Source organism: Sphaerisporangium album (genome assembly GCF_003323745.1).
GTDB classification, from domain to species: Bacteria; Actinomycetota; Actinomycetes; order Streptosporangiales; family Streptosporangiaceae; genus Sphaerisporangium; species Sphaerisporangium album.
Genome location: NZ_QOIL01000004.1, coordinates 244,085 through 260,309 on the forward strand (window position 1 = coordinate 244,085; position 16,225 = coordinate 260,309).

The 16,225-nt window shown below is 66.6% G+C and carries 17 protein-coding genes; 6 read left to right on the forward strand and 11 right to left on the reverse strand.

The window, feature by feature from the left end; all coding sequences use genetic code 11:
* Positions 1-62: 62 nt before the first annotated feature.
* The 4 genes from DQ384_RS08795 to DQ384_RS41145 all read right to left on the reverse strand — a co-directional run bounded on the left by DQ384_RS08795 (position 63) and on the right by DQ384_RS41145 (position 2,828).
* The gene (locus DQ384_RS08795; protein WP_114028218.1) at positions 63-731 is read right to left on the reverse strand and encodes a DUF4240 domain-containing protein; all 669 of its coding nucleotides are present in this window, start codon (positions 729-731) and stop codon (positions 63-65) included.
* 326 nt (positions 732-1,057) lie between these two features.
* Positions 1,058-1,903 carry a helix-turn-helix domain-containing protein gene (locus DQ384_RS08800; protein WP_114028219.1) on the reverse strand — a complete coding sequence of 282 codons (846 nt, stop codon included), beginning with the start codon at positions 1,901-1,903 and terminating at the stop codon, positions 1,058-1,060.
* Positions 1,904-1,939: 36 nt separating this feature from the next.
* Complete coding sequence (locus DQ384_RS08805; protein WP_342769385.1) at positions 1,940-2,482, reverse strand: DUF6879 family protein; 543 nt, start codon at positions 2,480-2,482, stop codon at positions 1,940-1,942.
* Positions 2,451-2,828, reverse strand: a complete 378-nt coding sequence (locus DQ384_RS41145) for a hypothetical protein (RefSeq protein ID WP_181871105.1) — start codon at positions 2,826-2,828, stop codon at positions 2,451-2,453. The genes DQ384_RS08805 and DQ384_RS41145 overlap by 32 nt, the downstream gene beginning before the upstream one ends.
* 364 nt (positions 2,829-3,192) lie before the next feature.
* Here DQ384_RS41145 and tgmA point away from each other — a divergent pair, with 364 nt between their 5' ends.
* The 4 genes from tgmA (at position 3,193) to DQ384_RS08830 (ending at position 7,887) form a co-directional block, all read left to right on the forward strand.
* Positions 3,193-3,456, forward strand: a complete 264-nt coding sequence (tgmA, locus tag DQ384_RS08815) for a putative ATP-grasp-modified RiPP (protein WP_114028220.1) — start codon at positions 3,193-3,195, stop codon at positions 3,454-3,456.
* 11 nt (positions 3,457-3,467) lie between these two features.
* Positions 3,468-4,403, forward strand: coding sequence for an ATP-grasp ribosomal peptide maturase (tgmB, locus tag DQ384_RS08820; protein WP_220182847.1), 936 nt, complete (start codon positions 3,468-3,470; stop codon positions 4,401-4,403).
* A complete protein-coding gene (gene tgmC, locus DQ384_RS08825) occupies positions 4,400-5,548 on the forward strand; it encodes an ATP-grasp peptide maturase system methyltransferase (RefSeq protein ID WP_181871106.1) in 1,149 nt (382 codons plus the stop codon). Before tgmB ends, tgmC begins: the two co-directional genes overlap by 4 nt.
* A 506-nt stretch (positions 5,549-6,054) precedes the next feature.
* A complete protein-coding gene (locus tag DQ384_RS08830) occupies positions 6,055-7,887 on the forward strand; it encodes a Xaa-Pro dipeptidyl-peptidase (RefSeq protein ID WP_220182848.1) in 1,833 nt (610 codons plus the stop codon).
* 797 nt (positions 7,888-8,684) lie between these two features.
* Here the strand turns inward: DQ384_RS08830 and DQ384_RS41150 are convergent.
* From DQ384_RS41150 to DQ384_RS08855, 5 genes are all read right to left on the reverse strand, one after another.
* Positions 8,685-9,413 carry a DUF4240 domain-containing protein gene (locus DQ384_RS41150; protein ID WP_181871107.1) on the reverse strand — a complete coding sequence of 243 codons (729 nt, stop codon included), beginning with the start codon at positions 9,411-9,413 and terminating at the stop codon, positions 8,685-8,687.
* A 332-nt stretch (positions 9,414-9,745) separates the two neighbouring features.
* On the reverse strand, positions 9,746-10,171 hold the full coding sequence (locus tag DQ384_RS08840; RefSeq protein ID WP_114028224.1) for a histone-like nucleoid-structuring protein Lsr2: 426 nt from the start codon (positions 10,169-10,171) through the stop codon (positions 9,746-9,748).
* A gap of 156 nt (positions 10,172-10,327) precedes the next feature.
* Positions 10,328-10,813, reverse strand: coding sequence for a hypothetical protein (locus tag DQ384_RS08845; RefSeq protein WP_220182849.1), 486 nt, complete (start codon positions 10,811-10,813; stop codon positions 10,328-10,330).
* Positions 10,810-11,166 (reverse strand): hypothetical protein, encoded by a 357-nt coding sequence (locus DQ384_RS08850; RefSeq protein WP_114028225.1) that lies wholly within the window; start codon positions 11,164-11,166, stop codon positions 10,810-10,812. Before DQ384_RS08850 ends, DQ384_RS08845 begins: the two co-directional genes overlap by 4 nt.
* A gap of 284 nt (positions 11,167-11,450) precedes the next feature.
* The gene (locus DQ384_RS08855) at positions 11,451-12,254 is read right to left on the reverse strand and encodes an SAM-dependent methyltransferase (protein WP_245966325.1); all 804 of its coding nucleotides are present in this window, start codon (positions 12,252-12,254) and stop codon (positions 11,451-11,453) included.
* 676 nt (positions 12,255-12,930) lie between these two features.
* On the opposite strand from DQ384_RS08855, the gene DQ384_RS08860 reads away from it, so the two are divergent.
* Entirely contained in the window at positions 12,931-13,788 is an 858-nt protein-coding gene (locus tag DQ384_RS08860; RefSeq protein WP_114028227.1) for an NPP1 family protein, read from the forward strand.
* A gap of 364 nt (positions 13,789-14,152) precedes the next feature.
* Positions 14,153-14,767, forward strand: coding sequence for a hypothetical protein (locus DQ384_RS40335; protein ID WP_147268705.1), 615 nt, complete (start codon positions 14,153-14,155; stop codon positions 14,765-14,767).
* Between the two features lie 6 nt (positions 14,768-14,773).
* Here DQ384_RS40335 and DQ384_RS44110 read toward each other — a convergent pair whose 3' ends face one another.
* Complete coding sequence (locus tag DQ384_RS44110; protein WP_114028453.1) at positions 14,774-14,962, reverse strand: DUF397 domain-containing protein; 189 nt, start codon at positions 14,960-14,962, stop codon at positions 14,774-14,776.
* 361 nt (positions 14,963-15,323) lie between these two features.
* On the reverse strand, positions 15,324-16,055 hold the full coding sequence (locus DQ384_RS08880) for a DUF7873 family protein (protein ID WP_114028230.1): 732 nt from the start codon (positions 16,053-16,055) through the stop codon (positions 15,324-15,326).
* Positions 16,056-16,225 lie beyond the last annotated feature (170 nt).

Here is a 16,225-nt window from a genome sequence, read left to right on the forward strand (position 1 = left end):
CACGGCGACTGGAACAGACGGAAGGATGTGACCATGGGAAGGTGGACGGCTTCAGGATGGCCTCAGGGCTCTTGGTCTGTGGGGAGGTGGGGGAAGAATTCCTCTCTTGTCTTCCCTTCTCTTGCGAGGTGGCGGTCCAGGATGTCCTCCATTGAGAGGGCATCTGGGAGGGTCTCCGCCGGCGGGAAGGTTTCCATCAGCCGTGGGAGCCTGCGCGCTCGTTCGGCTTGGCCTTCGTCGAGGCCGTCTTCTGGTGGTTCTGGATTGACGGGGAGCATGACGCCTCGTGCTTTGAGGATGTGGTTCAAGCCGTCTTCCTCGCCGGTCGCCCGCTCGTAGGCCTGGTCGGCTACGTAATCGAGGAGTTCCCACTCCGGTGGTTCCATATCTGCGTCGTCGGTGGTGAGGCGCTGGATCTGTGACGCGTCGGCCAGGGTGTCGGGGTCGGCGGTTGCTCTTTCGTAGGTCTCCCTGTCCAGGCCGATGAGCCAGGATTGGAAATACCAGAAGGCGTCTTCGGAGCACCAGCCTTCGCATATGAGATAGGCGGCGCCCCACATCGGCCAGGTGTCGGCAGCCCTTTTCACTTCCGCGTGACGGAGCTTGAACTCGACGATGTCGGCTCGCGACATACCGCTCAACTTGTTCACGAGCCACGTGGCCCGGGTGTCCAGGTCAGTGGCGTGCATGCCGGAGCGTTCGATCAGGCCCCAGTAGTCCTCGGTGTCCATACCGAAAGTTTGGCGGCTTGGTAGGACATTTCCGCGTATTGATGATGAAGGCTGCGGTGCTCATCCGATGGGACTGGCGGGATGGCTGCGGAGCGCGGGTGGCCGGCGTGGCGGCGGCCCTGTCGGGGTGACTGCATGGAGTTGGCGTCGAGGTGGGAGGCGAGGAGCTCGTCGGCGATCTTGCCTCGGGCGGGGACCTCTGGGTCGAGTCGGCCTCCGACGCAACTGCCGTCGTTCTCTCCATGTGGCTCTCTGCTCCTCAGTCTGTCCAGCAGGACGCGGTTGGAGGCCTCGGCGATGGTAGAGCCGAACACGTTGGCAAACTGTCATGTGTCCAGGGCGGCGATGGCTGAGGCGATTAGGGTTCGTGCTGCCGCGCCGTACGATGCCAGGTCGGCGAGCTCGGTGAACGCCTTGGCGTACAGGGCGACCTCGCGGGGTTGGAGCACGGTCAGTTCCGCGGACAAGGTCTCCACCAGGACCCGTTCCTTGTCGAAGATCCAGAATCCGTTGGTCGGCCACATGGCACGGTCTCGGATCGGGATGATCCCCAAGCTGATGTTGGGGCGGAGCGCCACGGTGAGCAAGCGACCGAGTTGGCCGGCCATCACCTCGACGTCTCCTATTCGGTTCCGTAACGCCGCTTCCTCCAGGATGACCACACAGCGGCGGTCACTGGACTCAAGGACCTTCTGCCGCTGCAACCGGGCCTCGACTGCTTGGGCGCTGTCGTCGGGGATCTCCCGGAACGCGACGACGGCACGCATAAGAGCAAGCGCGTACTCGGCCGTCTGGAACAGCCCAGGGATCAGCGACGGTTCGTAGACGCGGAAGCAGGTGGTCCGTTCGTACAGCGGGACCGCGGCCTGCTGGAGTCGCTGCAGGCCGGTGCGCTGCATTCGCCGCCATTCGACGTACATCTCGTCGATCGTGCGTAGCGATGCGACCAGCTCACCGGCCTGGTCGTCAGCTCCGCAGTGCCGGCACCAAGTGCTGATGTCATTGTCCGACGGCGTCTGCCGGCCGTGCTCGATCCTCGACACCTTCGAGGAGTGCCATCCTGTCAGGTCGCCGAGATCCCGCCCGGTGAGCCCCGCGACGAGGCGGATCTCCCGCAGGCGGGCACCCAGGGCCTGTTTGGCCTGCGCGACGGCGTGTGACGGCGATGGCATGTTGCTGCTTACTGGATGTGCGGACAGGGGCAGGGATCAGAAGGGCGTGTAATCGCCGTGTTCGATTCCCACCGCCCACACCGCGTCGAACGCGGCCGCGCACAATTTCACCACGTCGGGATCTTCGCACCACTCCACTCCAGCCCAGTCGCCTTCTCCGGTGAAGTGGTTGAACTGCACCCGGTCTCCGTCGAATAACCAGAAGTCGTTGCCGGGCAAGGCGATGCCGGACGCGAGGCGCCGAGGAAGCCATCGTCCCTGTTCGCCCGCTAGCAGGTTGGTGAAGGAGACGTCGTACTCGAAGCGGATGTACTCGGTCACCGGCTCTGACACGATCCGGGCCCGCCTGACCTCCACACCTCTGCCGGTCGTTTCCCTCATCAGGCTGAGCCACGGCCGCCACCACGACTTTTCGTCAACCGGGTCGTAGCGGTGGCCCGCCTTCCACGCCGAGAACATCGGGTCCTCGGCGGATACGGCGTACAGGTCACGCATCTCCAGGTGGACGGCCGACCGCTCGCACGAGCGGAACAGCGCGGTCCACTGGTCAAACGTCGGCGCTCCGGCGCTCCAGGCCACTGGTCACCTCCAGCGCGGTCTTCGGGATCTCGATCACTGTCTCATGGCTGGGCATGTCCAGTTGTGCGAGCACGGCAGGGTCGGTGATGAGTGGCCCTCGGAACACGTATGTTTCGCCGCGATCGAGCACCAGGGGCGATCCCGGAGGGACGATCGCGCCCTCCGGCAGGAACGTCATCAGCTCCTTCGGTACCTCGACGAGGGTCTCATGGTCGGCGAGGGCGACCTCGCTGAGCACGGCCGGATCGGTGACGATCCAGCCTTGGAGCACGTATCTGTCGCCGTCGTCGAACAGCGTCGGCGAACCTCCGTCGATGGTGTCCTTGCCGAGGAAACGTAGCGTCATGGGGACCTCTCCTCCGATAGGGAGCGGATGACTACGCCACCGAGTTTGTGTGCTGTGCGTTACCGCCTCAAGGAGTTTGCGCGAGTTTGCGCGGCGTGCTGGTGCCGTTGCCCGCCGCACGGGCTGTTCCGCAAAGACGCTCAAACTTGTTGAGCCGCAGGTAGAGGCCTTCCTAACGTCAGGCCAGGCGCTCCCGCCCCTCCATCCGTTCGGGCGCTTGTACTTCACTGCCCGTAATGTGGCTGATTCCATGAATGCCTGCGTGGCAACAACAGCCACTGTTACTCCGAAATTGGTGGAGCGCGTGGTTCAGGCGAATATGAACCCCCCAATTCCTGGGACGTCCCAGAGAAAGGACACATTCATGAACAACTTGTCCAGGCAACCGTGGGGCCTCACTCGATCAGCCCCGTTCACGTCCCCGACCGCCGCGCCGTACAGCGTCGAACTCGACCCGGTCACCCAGACCGGGCTCTACCGCGATACGACGACCGGTCAGGTCGTCGAGGCCGGCAAGCACGGTACCAACAAGCAGACCAGCAAAACGCAGCGGACGGGCGGCAGCGGAGATGGGAAGGACCCTCAGCCTTCGGACCAGACCACGGTCACCGACTACGACAACGACTGACGGCCGTCCCCGTGATCCTTGTACTCACCTGCCTGGACGATCCGACAGCGGACATGGTCATCAAGCATCTGAACGAGCGTGAAGCACTCGTGGCGCGGTTCGATCCCGGCGCCGACTTCCCCACCGACGCCGAGTTGTCGGCATGGTTCGGAGAAGTCCTCCCGCGCGGTGTCCTGACCACACGATCCCGGCGGATCGTCCTGGAGCAGGTGCGGGCCGTCTACTACCGGCGGCCGACGCCTTACCTGCCCGACCGCCCGTCGCAGGTCGAGCGGTTCGTCGGGACACAGTCCCGCTTCGGGGTAGGCGGAATCCTCGCGGCCTTGCCTTGCTCATACGTCAGCCACCCGTGGGCGGTCGCGGCGGCCGAGCACAAGCCGCTCCAGCTCGCCACCGCGCGCCGGATCGGATTCGGGGTGCCCGCGACTCTGATCACCAACCGGCTGGACGACGCCCGCGCGTTCGCGGCCGAGCACGGCCCCGTCGTCTACAAGCCACTGCGAGCCACCCCGTACACCGGTCCCAACGGGGAGCCCACCACTATCTGGACGGCTCAGGTCCAGTCCGGTGACCTGGACGACAGCATCGGTGGTGCCGCGCACCTGTTCCAAGCCCGTGTCGACAAGGCAGCCGACCTTCGGGTGACCGTTGTGGCGGAGCGGGTGTTCTGTGTCCGGCTCGATTCCGACCTGCTTGACTGGCGGCGGGACTACGACCGGCTCTCGTACACGGTGATCGAGCCTCCTCCCGGTCTCGCCGAGGGTTGTGTCGCCTACGTCGGTGCGCTCGGTCTGCGCTTCGGCGCATTTGATTTCGCGCTTACCGGCGACGGTGTTCCGGTATTCCTGGAGTGCAATCCCAACGGGCAGTGGGCCTGGTTGGAAGACGCCACCGGGTTGCCCATCGCCGCCGCCATCGCCGACCTGCTTCTGGAGGAGCCCAAGTGACTGTTCATGAAGCCGTACGGCTCCGCAGCGCCCTCGCCGACCAGCTCGCCCAGGCGGGATCCCTTCGCGGCCCGGGCTGGCGGGATGCGGTCGAGTCCGTGGCGCGGGAACGATTTCTCGGCTCGGCGATCGCCGGGGCCACCGAGTACGGCGACCGATGGAAGGTGATTCACCGCGATGAGGTCACCGAAGACGAGTGGCTGGAGCTGGCGTACCGGAACGAGACCTGGGTGACGCAGATCGACGGGAACTCGGTCGAGGGTGCGCGCGGCACCATCACGGGAATGCCCACGTCCTCGTCGACGATGCCCGGCCTGGTGGTGCTGATGCTGGAGGCCGCGCAGATCTCCGACAGCGACAAGGTGCTGGAGGTCGGCACCGGCACCGGCTACTCGACTGCGCTGATGTGTCACCGGCTCGCTGACAAGGGCGTGACGTCGATCGAGTACGACCCGGCCGTGGCTGACCGGGCTCGCGACGCGCTCACCGCCGTCGGGTACATGCCCACGCTCGTGACAGGTGACGGTCTCGCGGGCTATGACAAGAACGCCGAGTACGGCCGGCTGATCGCCACCTGCTCGGTGCGCTACGTTCCGATGCCGTGGATGTGGCAGGTCCGCGACGGTGGCACGATCACCGCTCCGCTGATCGGGTGGATGCGCGGGGCCGCCTTCGCGCATCTCACGCTCGGTGACGACGGTACGGCGAGCGGCCGGTTCCTTGAGGACGATATCTACTTCATGACCGCCCGCCCCCACGGTCCGCCGCCGGTGGCCTCTCCTTACCTGGCGAGCGGGGAGGTGGGGGAGAGCCGGGTGGATCCGCGGGTCCTGGACAGTCCGGCCGGGCTGTTCGTGGCACAGCTCGCCGCGCCGTCGGCGATGCGGCTGGGAGGGGGTGACGAGGTCATCCTGTGGGATGTGGCCACCGGTTCGCAGGCCGTCACCGGGCCCGATCCAGCAGGCGGCTGGACGGTCCGCCAGCGCGGGCCGCTGCGGCTGTGGGACGCGGTTGAAGACGCCATCCTGGTCTGGCAGAGCGCCGGCTCTCCGCACCAGTCCGCGTACGGGCTCACCGTCACCGGGGACCGTCAGTACGTCTGGCTGGGCGAACCCGACGGGCCGAGCTGGGACCTGCCCGTCTGACCGAAGTGGGAAAGATCCGCTGTCCAGTCGTGAGTGGTCTGGGATCGGGGCGGCTCCATCGAGCTAGCTGTGTCGCGGCTGTGGCAGGCCTCCTACTCCCGGGCTTTCCTGTGGACAAAGCGGCGGCGGGGCCGAGTGAGCACCCACCTCGGAGATGGCGGCCTCCTATCGTCCGCTGAAGGTGCGCAGGTATTCACATCGGCAACCGGGTCCAGATGAAGAGGAAACCGGGCGGAACGCCGGAGAGCGTGCCGGAAATGCCGTGATCGAGATGTAATTGAGACAAAGCAGCCATCGTAAGACATTCCGCGAACATAGATCCTTCTCGGGACGCCTTTCCGGTCCCTTGACCTGTTAGGCGGTGTTTTTCCGCTTCTCAGTTGATCGTTCGGGAAGGTTTGCCGATGTCTTTGCCGCGCCAGGGGATGGGCCATGTGGCCCCAACCGCTTTCCGTAGTCCGGGATCAGTCCGCCGCGGCGCCGCGGCTCTGGGTCTCGCCGCCACCATGACCCTCGCCGGTGTCGCCACGACCTCGGCCACCGCCGACGCGGCGGCCCCCGTCGGACCGGTCATCCAGGACGGCATGGCCCAGCCGGTGTTCTCGTCCAATCGCAACGACTGGATCCGCGAGGAGGTGTGGATCGAGACCCCGGTCGACAGTGACGGCGACGGACGGAACGACCGGGTACACGCCGAGGTCACCCGGCTCAGGGAGACCGAGACGGCCGGCCTGAAGTCGCCCGTCGTGTACGAGGTCAGCCCCTATTACGCGGGCGGCAACCCGATCACGAACCACAACGTCGACCACGACCTCAACGAGGCGGTCCGCCCGGGCAAGGGCTGGCAGAACCGCGGTGGTTCGGTGAGGAACCCGGCGACCGACGAGCGGCTGGCCGTCGCGGCCGACGCCGACGAGGCCGCGGTCGGTACCGGCCCGCAGCCCGCCATCAGCACCAGCCACGAGTCCAACTGGCTACCTCGCGGTTTCGCGGTGGTACATGCCGAGTCGCTGGGCAGCGGCAAGTCCGACGGCTGCCCGACCACCGGCGGGCGTAACGAGACCATCGGCGCGAAGTCGGTCGTGGACTGGCTGAACGGTCGCGCCAGGGCTTACAACGCCACCGGCGGGGAGGTCAAGGCGCCCTGGACGACCGGCAAGGTCGGCATGATCGGTACCTCGTACAACGGCACCCTGCCCAACGCGGTCGCGAGCACCGGCGTCGATGGTCTGGAGGCCATCGTGCCGATCTCGGCGATCTCCAGCTGGTACGACTACTACCGTGCCAACGGCGCCGTGGTCGCACCCGGCGGCTACCAGGGCGAGGACACCGACGTGCTCGGGGAGTACGTCTACACCCGCGCGGACAGGCAGGTCTGCCGGAGCGTCATCGAGGAGCTCGCGAAGGCGCAGGACCGGGTCACCGGCGACTACAACGCCTTCTGGGACGAGCGCAACTACATGAACGACGTCGGCAAGGTCCACGCCGCGGTGCTGGTCGCGCACGGGCTCAACGACTGGAACGTCAAGACCAAGCACGCCGCGCAGTGGTACGAAGCGCTCAAGGCGCGCGGAGTGCCGCACAAGATCTATCTGCACCAGGGCGGGCACGGCGGCTCGCCCAGCGTCAACGTGCTCAACCGCTGGTTCACCCGCTATCTGTGGGGTTACGAGAATGGGGTGGAGAACGACCCGCGGGCGCTGATCCAGCGTGAGGACAGGACGCTCGTGGAGTACGCGGAGTGGCCGGAACCGGCCGCGGCGGCCACCGAGCTCAACCTGGCGCCCAGCACGGACGGGGCCTCCGGTGTCCTCACTGGCGACAAGACCCGCCTGGGCAAGCCGGTGACGGAGACGATCGTCGACGACGCGTCCAAGCGGGCGCAGACTCTCGCCGACACCGTGACGTCACCGAACCGCCTTGCCTACAAGTCCGGGACGCTGACCGGTGCGGTCCGGCTCAGTGGCACGCCGCAGGTGTCGCTGCGGATGAGCTACGACCGGCCGGCCGCGAACGTCACGGCGCTGCTCGTCGACTACGACCAGAACGGCAAGGCGAAGATCGTCACCCGGGGCTGGGTGGATCCGCAGAACCGCAAGTCGATCTCGAAGACCGAGCCGGTCAAGCCGGGCAGCCCGTACCGCCTCGACTTCGACATGCAGCCGCATGACTACGTGTTCCAGGCGGGACACCGCATCGCCATCGTGCTGCTGTCGAGCGACTACGAGTACACCATCCGGCCCACCCCCGGCACGACGCTGTACCTCGACACGACGAAGAGCACGGTCACGCTGCCGCTCGTCGGCGGAGCGGCCGCGTTCACCGCGGCGAACGGCTGACCCGGGTCCCGGCCAGCTGAGCGGGCCGCCAACGGCGGTCCGCTCACCCTGTGGGGGCCGGGCCGATGCAGCGCCTCGACCCCCCCGGGACCCGCTACCCGTCGCACCCAGGCCGTGGCGCTGGCCACCGCCTGCTACGCGGTCGCCATCCTCGGCGCGCTCGTCGCGTCCCTGGCGACCATGCGCACCTCGTAGTGGAAATCGATCTTTTCCGGCTGGTGGAAGCGTAGGCGGCCTTTGCCCATGTCCTGACCGGCCAGGCGACAGGCTAAACCGTCCGCCAAAGCGTTGGGGGCAGCGGTCGCCCACTCGTACCTCTACGAGCAAGCGCGACTCTGCGCCGCCTGGCGTACCAACCGAACGTGGTCTGGCGGTAAGCCCGTCGTAGTGGTCGGCCGTCCCGTTCTGGCCCCATCCCTCGCACAAAGGAGCGATCGCCCATGCGGGCTTCGCATTACTTCGGCGCGGCTGTACTCACCATGCTTACCGGGTGCGGTGGGGGTACCGGCACCACCGCACCAGTTGTGACGGTCACGGCCACCGAGCCAGCGCCGGCGGCTACCGTCACCGAGGCCGCAACCAAGCCACCGGCGGACAAGCCGGCGGGAGCCCAGAAGAAGCTCCCCCCAACACAGTTGGCATGAACCTACAGGCGGCTCAGGACAAGCTGCAGGCAGTCGGATATGTAGCTCTTGCTGTACTCGCTGTCCGGGAAGGTGGCCCAGACCTTGATCAGGCAGCAGCCGAGCCCGGATTCACACGGCGATCCGAGGCCGGCCGATGGCTTTCCGGAGAACTCAAGTGGACCGAGGAGAGCGGTGGCCCTCCGCCGCGGCGGGTTCGTGTGCGGGATCGGCGGATGGCCCATCGTCTCCGGGCAGGTCTGCGAGGAACCGCTCACGTGTCATGCCCACCTTGGCCAGGTGTCTGTCGAGGACGTCCTCCATCGAGAGAGCGCCTTCGGTCGTGTCCGCTGGAGGGAAGGCTTGGCTGAGGCGGGGGAGGCTGCGGGCGCGCTGGGCCTGGCCTTCGTCGACGCCGTCGTCGTCGGGGGCCGGGTTGACGGGCAGGTCGATGCCACGCTCTTCCAGGACGCGCCAGAGGCCGTCCTTCTCCCCGGTCGCCCGCTCGTACGCGTCGTCGGCCACGTAGTCGAGGATCTCCCACTCGGGCGGCTCCGCCTGGTCATCGTCGGACGCGAGGCGCTGGATCTCGGGGACGTCGACCAGGGCGTCGGGGTCGACGGTCACCCGCTCGTACGCCTCACGGCCGAGACCGATCAGCCACGACTGGAAATACCAGAAGACGTCGTCGGAGCACCAACCCTCGTTGACGAGGTAGGCGGCGCCCCACATCGGCCACGTGTCCGCCGCCTTCTTCACCTCGGCATGGCACAACCGGAAGGCCACGATCTCGTCCGTGGCCCCTCGCGCCAGCTCGGTCACGAGCCATTCGGCCCGGCCGTCGAGGTCGGAGGCATGGACGCGCGAACGTTCGACCAGGCTCCAGTACTCGTCAATGCCCATGCGGGGGAGTTTGGCATTTCGGGACGACACTTTTCGACCGCCACGGCGTCCTACCACCCGGCCCGAACCCGCGGCCGAACGAGTCGAGCGCCGCCGCCGGCCCTGCTGTCCGAACGGGTCTGCTAACGCGCCGCCTGACGCGGTGGGTGCGGCGGCCTGATCTAGAGTTGGCGGCCCCGAGGAGGACCCGGTGGCCACCTTGGGGCCTCTGACGCCCACTCTCTTCGTCGCTCGGGGCATGGACGGCCGGGCCCGGGCGTGTCCGGAGTGGCGGCCGCCCTGTCGGGAGCACGACTCCGAGCCGGGGCCGTCATTTCGAGCCGCAGGTCGGCTCAGGTGCCGGCGTTCGGCTTCGTGTCGTTTTCGGTTTCTTCGCCCGGCTGTTCGTCCGGCGCCGGGTGCGTGGAGTCTGCGCCGGGATGGGCAGCGATGAACTTCTCGAGGAGTTCGTCGGCGATCTTTCCGCGGGCGGGTGCCTCCAGCCCTTGCTCGCGTGCCCATTCGCGAACGTCGGTGAGGGTGTAGCCCTGCAGTCGGGGGGACGGATCGGCGGCCTTCTTGGACCGTGTCGCCTGCTTCACCTCGCGGGAGCTCTCCAGGACCTGTTCGATGAACGCGAGAGCCTCGCTCAGCCGCTGCTGGTTGGCGTCGGACAGGTCGATGGCGAAGGTCCGGTTCAGCAGCGGGAACTCCCGTCTCGCCACGTCATCGCTCTCGGATTGGTCGAGGTCGTCAACCAGTATCACCTTCTGCGCCACGTGCAGCCCTTTCCAGGTGGATCACCGTCTGTCTGGACCGTGGCATCATACTGGTGTTCGAGAAGTGATCGCGTTGTCGACGCGCGTCGAAGCACCCATCGCATGCCGAGGCACGCCGGAAAGTCGCCGGCATCGACGGGCCGGGCCCGCATGGCCTCATCTGGCGCGGGTGCGGCGGGCGAAGGTGGCGAGGAGGAGCAGCAGGGCTGACTGGCCGAGCATTCCTGGGGCCAGGGGCGGGGCGGGGCCTACTGTCTTGGTCAGGGCGTACCACCAGCGGGAAAGTACAGGGAGGGTCTCCCACGTCGCCGCGTAGCGCTGGTCGAGGAGGCCGGCGTCGTAGTTCGCCGCGATGTGTTCGTAGATGCCGAATGCCGACGCCAGCAGCACGGCCACGGCGATCAGCCGGACCGTCGTGACCAATTTGGGGGAGTGCCGGAAGAGCATGAGTAGCGCGGCGATCCCCAGCAGGGCGAGCGCTCCCCACGGAATCAGTTGCTCAGTGCTTTTCCAGTGACGTTCGGTGGCGAGTTCGAAGGCGGCGCCCAGAATCCCGATCACGGTCAGCGCCACGAGCCCGAGCTGAATGAGGCGGCCGCTGCCGATGTCCAGGTGGCGATGGCGGGCTTGGGTCGTGGTCATGGGGTGAGGGCGGAGACGATCTTGTTGACCGTGTCTTCGCCGGGGTTGTACTTGGCGAGGTTCTGGCGCAGGGCGTTCAAATTCGTGTCGCCGGCGTCGTAGGGCCGGTATTCCACGACTTCACGCGCCCAGCGGTCGGGATTGCTGACGCCCGCCCCCTTGAGCGCTGCGGCGATCTCGCTCTCGCTCGCCTTGTTGGCCGAGACCTTCCCTGCCTGGCTTGCACCGTTCGCCGCCGTGTCCGTGGCCGCCGCTGTGGGGGCGGACGCCTGGTCGGACGACGACCCGCAGGCGGCGAGCGAAGCGCATGCGGCCAGGGCGGCCAGTGCCAACGTGATCTTGGGTGATCTCACCGAAGTACCATCCCTCACTTGATTCGCTGTGCGTGTGAGGCTGGCACGGGAGGCTTGTGCGGATCTCTGAGATTCCTATGAGTCGGCTCAGAAAGGACGCGACGCCGAGCATCGTCCGCCGCGACGTGGACGTCTCTCCCATCGGCAGCGGCGGACACGTCCGCCGCACCTGCTGAGCACTTGCCGATCAGGGCCGTCCCACGGACGGCCCAGAGGCCGAGATCGGACGTGCCCTCGTGGTGAGTGAGTTCCAGCCTGCCCAAGGGAGAAGAGGGGACGGCGGGCTAAGGCTTGCGGGCGAGGCCGCCGTACATGAGTCGCTGGCCCACGGTCAGGTCCTTGGGGGTGGGGCCGTCCGGTCGCCAAAGGGGAAGTGGTACGACGCCCGGATCCAGGAGCTCGAAGCCGTCGAAGAAGGCGGTGATCTCCTCGGGGGTGCGGAAGCGGCCCGTGCCGAGCAGCGCGAGGAACTTCTTCTCGGCGTCGCGGGCGTCCTGGCTGGAGTCGCAGAAGTGGGTGACGAAGAGGTAACTGCCAGAGGGGACCGCTGCCATGTACCTCTCGATGATCCCTCTCGGGTCCTCGTCGTCGTGCAGGTGGTGCAGGATGCCTACCAGCATCACGCCCACCGGCCGGTCGAAGTCGATGAGCTTTCTGACGGCCGGGTCCGCGAGGATCGCCGACGGATCGCGAAGGTCGGTGGTGAGGACGGCCGTACGGTCGTCCTCCGCCAGCAGTGCCCTGCCGTGGGCCAGCACCATCGGGTCGTTGTCGACGTAGACGACCCGGGACTCGGGATTCGCCCGTTGCGCGACGTGATGGGTGTTCTCCACGGTCGGCAGTCCGGAGCCGAGGTCGATGAACTGCGTGATGCCCTGACCGGCCATGAATCGGACCCCTCGGCCCAGGATCTCGCGGTTGTAGGTCGCCACGTCGTAGATCTCGGGGACCACCTTCACGATCTCGGCGACGAAGGCGCGGTCTACCTCGAAGTTGTCCTTGCCGTTGAGGACGACGTCGTAGGCGCGAGCGATGCTCGGCCTGGTGGTGTCGATGCTGGCCTTCCACTCATGCCACTTGTCGTCCACAGGACGATCCTTCCTCGCTCCTGGCCCATTAAAGATGATCATATAACCCGGCAAGCCCGCCAAATGCGGCATTCTGCGTAAATGCCGGACTCTACGATCGTTTGGGCTCAGGCATCCCGCTCACCAGTCGCGTAACAGGCGGTGGAGTACGCGGGTGCCGAAGTGCGGTGCGTCGACCGGGACGCGTCTGTCGGCGCCGTGGAAGGGCCGGCCGTCGATCGCCACGACGGCGTCGCCGGGCCGCACGTGTCCGGGGGCGGCCTGAGCCGAGGTGGCCGTGGACGAGCGGCGAGCCGCGCGAGGAGCCGGCGCCGGGAAGCCGGGCGATGACGTTGCCCCGGCCCGGCGCTTCCGACTCCAGGTAGGTGGTGTCTTAGCCCACCTCGGCGAGCTTCTCGGCGACGTACCCGGCGGCGGCGCGCTCGGTGCCGGTCGTGAACACCGCCGAGGCGGTCGCCGGGAGGCGGTTCAGGGGTTCGCTCGTGGGCCACCTTTCGGTCGTCGCCGATACATGTCGGTGTCATCTGGTTGGCGGACCTTGATCAAGCGTCGGTCCCGTGGTGCCGTGAAAGCGGGTGCTCACATCGGCGCGGAGAACGCCGCCGATCGCTCCTATCACCCCTACCACGCCGACGCGAACCACGTCATGGAGCCAGTCCTTCGAGAAAGCGGAAGAATGCGAAAACTGTCGTCATTCACGTCCACCGCGAGGGCATCGAAGTCAGCGACCGCGTCAGAAAGGAGTACGTCTTCCCCAACGGTTTTCAGGCGCAAGTTCTCCCGGCTCGGGATCGTCCTCGGCGCCACCGCTCTGGGGGTCCTCATCCCCGCGTCGGCGGCCTACGCCGATCCGCCCCGCAACCTTCCCCAGTCGGCCGGAGGGTACGAGCAGTCGTTCTCGCCGGCCTACGACTACGACGGCGACGGCTGCTACGCCACCCCCGGCATCGGGCCGGACGGGACCCTCGCCCCGGGGCTGAACCCGACCGGTGCGGTCAACGGCAACTGCCATGACCAGTCGGACCTGGACAACTCGCAGACCTACGCCCGGTCCAAGTGCAACAACGGCTGGTGCGCCGTCGTGTACGCCAGCTACTTCGAGAAGGACCAGGCGCTGTCCGGCGTCAGCCTCGGCGGCCACCGCCACGACTGGGAGCACGTCATCTCCTGGATCAACCAGGCGTCCAACCAGGTGGAGTACGTGTCGACCACACAGCACAGCAGCGTCGTGACCTACACGCGCTCGCAGGTGCGCTTCGACGGGACGCACCCCAAGGTCGTCTACCACAAGGACGGGGCGTCCACGCACTTCTTCCGGCTCGCCAACGGCAATGACGAGCCGCCGGAGAACCACTACCACAACTGGCGCTATCCGCCGCTGGTGGACTGGAACGGCTGGCCCAGCACCTCGCTGCGCGACAGGCTGATGAACGCGGACTTCGGCGCCGCGACCATCAAGATCACTGACGGGAGGTTCGGGGACCTGCTCGCGGGCGCCAAGCCAAGTGCCATCCCCTTCAACCCTCGGGCCTGACGACCCGCATCGGTTCCGACTCCCGTCAGCCTCTCCACGCACAGGCCCGGGGCGGACCAGCGACGCCGTGACGACGTGAAACCCGTGCGCGTCGTACCCGATGTGCCGCTCCGGCGACGAAACCGCCGGAGCGGCACCACGACGGCGGAGGCGGCGGCAGATCACCGGGCGACAACTCTCCTGAGCCGCACGGCTGTGCGCTTTTCCGGCCGGTCCGTAATCCGCTGTGGCGTCTAGAAAGAGCCGTCATCGTTTAACGGCTTGCTAACGGCGAGGCGGATGGGTCAACCTCGTGGGCCGAGATCACGTCTTCACCTCGCAAGGGCCGCTCGTATGGACGGAGATACTTCCGAGAGGGTGAGAAGTGAGCAACAGCGCCAGCGGGAAATCGCCGAAGCCGAGAAAGTCGGCAGAATCGCAACGCTTCTGGGCCACAGCCCAGGGAGCGACCATCATCGCCGCCGTGGTCGCCGCGGTCGCGGCCATCGGTGGGGCGCTGATCAGCCGCGCATCGGATTCAGGCGCGACCCCGGTCAGCACGCCGGCACGCACCGAGCCGTCGATCGGGACGTCAGGCTCCGGCCCTTCGGCCTCCGGGCCAGTGGTGCGGCGGCACGGGGATCTGCAGATGCGTGCCTGGACGGGGTACGATCTCGACTCGCTGGCGCAGAGCGACCTCGACTGGAGGCCCACGCGTGACGCGTGGAAGGGGCAGGATGTCGGCTACCAGACTCTGCCGACCGGTAAGCAGGTCGTGGGCGTTGACGCGGCTCCATCTGTCGCGCCGCTCAAACTCGCATCCAGTTACGGCTACCAGGACTGCGTCGATGCGCCGTACAACGATGTGAAGGTGGTCGAGCCGAACATCGAAAGAAATCACGCCTTCTGCGTTCGCACCTCAGAGGGGCGATATGCATTGTTACAGGTCAAGCTCCTGACTCAGGCCGATATACAGGTGGAGGCAACGGTCTGGGAGTAGGCGCGGCTACCCGTTCGAGGCGTGAGCCGCGTAGTTCTTTCCGCAGGTGGATGAGATGGATCGATCGAGGAAGATGCTCCACTCCGGCTGTTGGACGAGTAGGGCGGCGCCGTCCGGGACTTCGGAATCGCGTACCGCGACGTGGTCCTCGACCTTGGGGCCGGGTGCCGAAAGGAGGGACCCCCGGGCACCTATCCTTGTCCCCGGGGGTCAGAAGCCGCCATGTTGCGGCGTCAGCAGCGTTTAAGAAGATGGATCAGTCCTTACGACGTGCGCTCTTCCATTGAGCTACCGCGGCATGTGGAGCCGCGAGCTGGACTCGAACCAGCATCTCAACGATCACAGTCCACCTTCGGTCGATCTGACGCTCGACGGCGATGCTGAATCTGGAGCGAGAATCTGAACTTGATCGGCCGCCTCTACCACTTGGGCTACCGGGGCGCGTAGTGCCCCGGGAAGGTTTCGAACCTTCACTTGAGCCGTTTGTCAGCTTCAGCTTCAGCCTCAGCTTGCGCTCCTCGCGCACCCATCCGCTCCGGGATGGGGGTCTTGTGGGCTACCCGAGTAGGTAGCGGAAAACGGCGTCGCCGATCCTCTGGTCGTCGACCTGGATGCCGTTCGCCTCCTCGCGCGCGTACTTCACAGCATCCTGCAGTTTCTGCAGACGAGTCAGCAACTCATTGATCCGTCGCTGCGGCAGCGCGCCGGAGAACGCGGTCTTCGTCCAGTAGCCGACGACGACATCCTCGTTGTACACCTGAACCTGGGCGGGGTGCTTGTCCGTCGCTTCGGCCAGGACGTGGTTACGCGGGACCTTCTTGGTCCGCGTGGTCTTCACCGGCTCGGTGCGCCACGTGTCGGTGTTCTCGTCCAGCGTCCACGTCTCAGACGGGTCGAGCGTCGGGAGCTTGGAGATCAGCGTGTGCAGGTCGACGAGCTGCTTTTCCAGGAACAGCAGGTAGGTCACCGGGACATTCTCAAGGAGGACGGTCCCGTCGACCTTCACGTCGGCCTTCGCCGAGCAGTTCGCGATGTCCTTGGTGGCCGTGATGTCGAACAGGCGGGTCAGCGTCGCCGCCACATCGCGGAGCACCTGGTCCGCCTGAACCTGGACCTTGGTCGACTCCGGCGGAAGCTGCTCACCCTCGTCGTCGATCGGCTGGTAGGTGCGGGAGATACCCGACAGGAGCGGCGCCTTCTGGATCGTGTGGTAGGCGTCGGTCACCTTGCGCTGGACGTCGGACTTGACGCCCTTCTCCACGGCGAGGATCTGGTTGAGCTTCGTCACGGTACGAACTTTAGAGACGGGAGTGAAGTGTCACACCTCAATTTTCCGCTATGTGACGCGTCTCGAAATGTCAGCGCTTACCTCCAAGGTCAGTCCTGACACGGGCAGGGAGGAAGCCTTGCTGCCGGCGCGAGGCATGTCAGCGGGTGGGTGTGGAGGCGGCGGCCGGG

Bases quoted from the DNA above. Each gene is read 5' to 3' on its own strand.
- DQ384_RS08845 (WP_220182849.1), bottom strand. From the start codon at position 10,813: ATGACCACGACCCAAGCCCGCCATCGCCACCTGGACATCGGCAGCGGC.
- DQ384_RS08800 (WP_114028219.1), bottom strand. From the start codon at position 1,903: ATGCCATCGCCGTCACACGCCGTCGCGCAGGCCAAACAGGCCCTGGGT.
- DQ384_RS08860 (WP_114028227.1), top strand. From the start codon at position 12,931: ATGCGAAAACTGTCGTCATTCACGTCCACCGCGAGGGCATCGAAGTCA.
- DQ384_RS08830 (WP_220182848.1), top strand. From the start codon at position 6,055: ATGACCCTCGCCGGTGTCGCCACGACCTCGGCCACCGCCGACGCGGCG.
- DQ384_RS08795 (WP_114028218.1), bottom strand. From the start codon at position 731: ATGGACACCGAGGACTACTGGGGCCTGATCGAACGCTCCGGCATGCAC.
- tgmA (WP_114028220.1), top strand. From the start codon at position 3,193: ATGAACAACTTGTCCAGGCAACCGTGGGGCCTCACTCGATCAGCCCCG.
- DQ384_RS41150 (WP_181871107.1), bottom strand. From the start codon at position 9,413: ATGGGCATTGACGAGTACTGGAGCCTGGTCGAACGTTCGCGCGTCCAT.
- DQ384_RS41145 (WP_181871105.1), bottom strand. From the start codon at position 2,828: ATGACGCTACGTTTCCTCGGCAAGGACACCATCGACGGAGGTTCGCCG.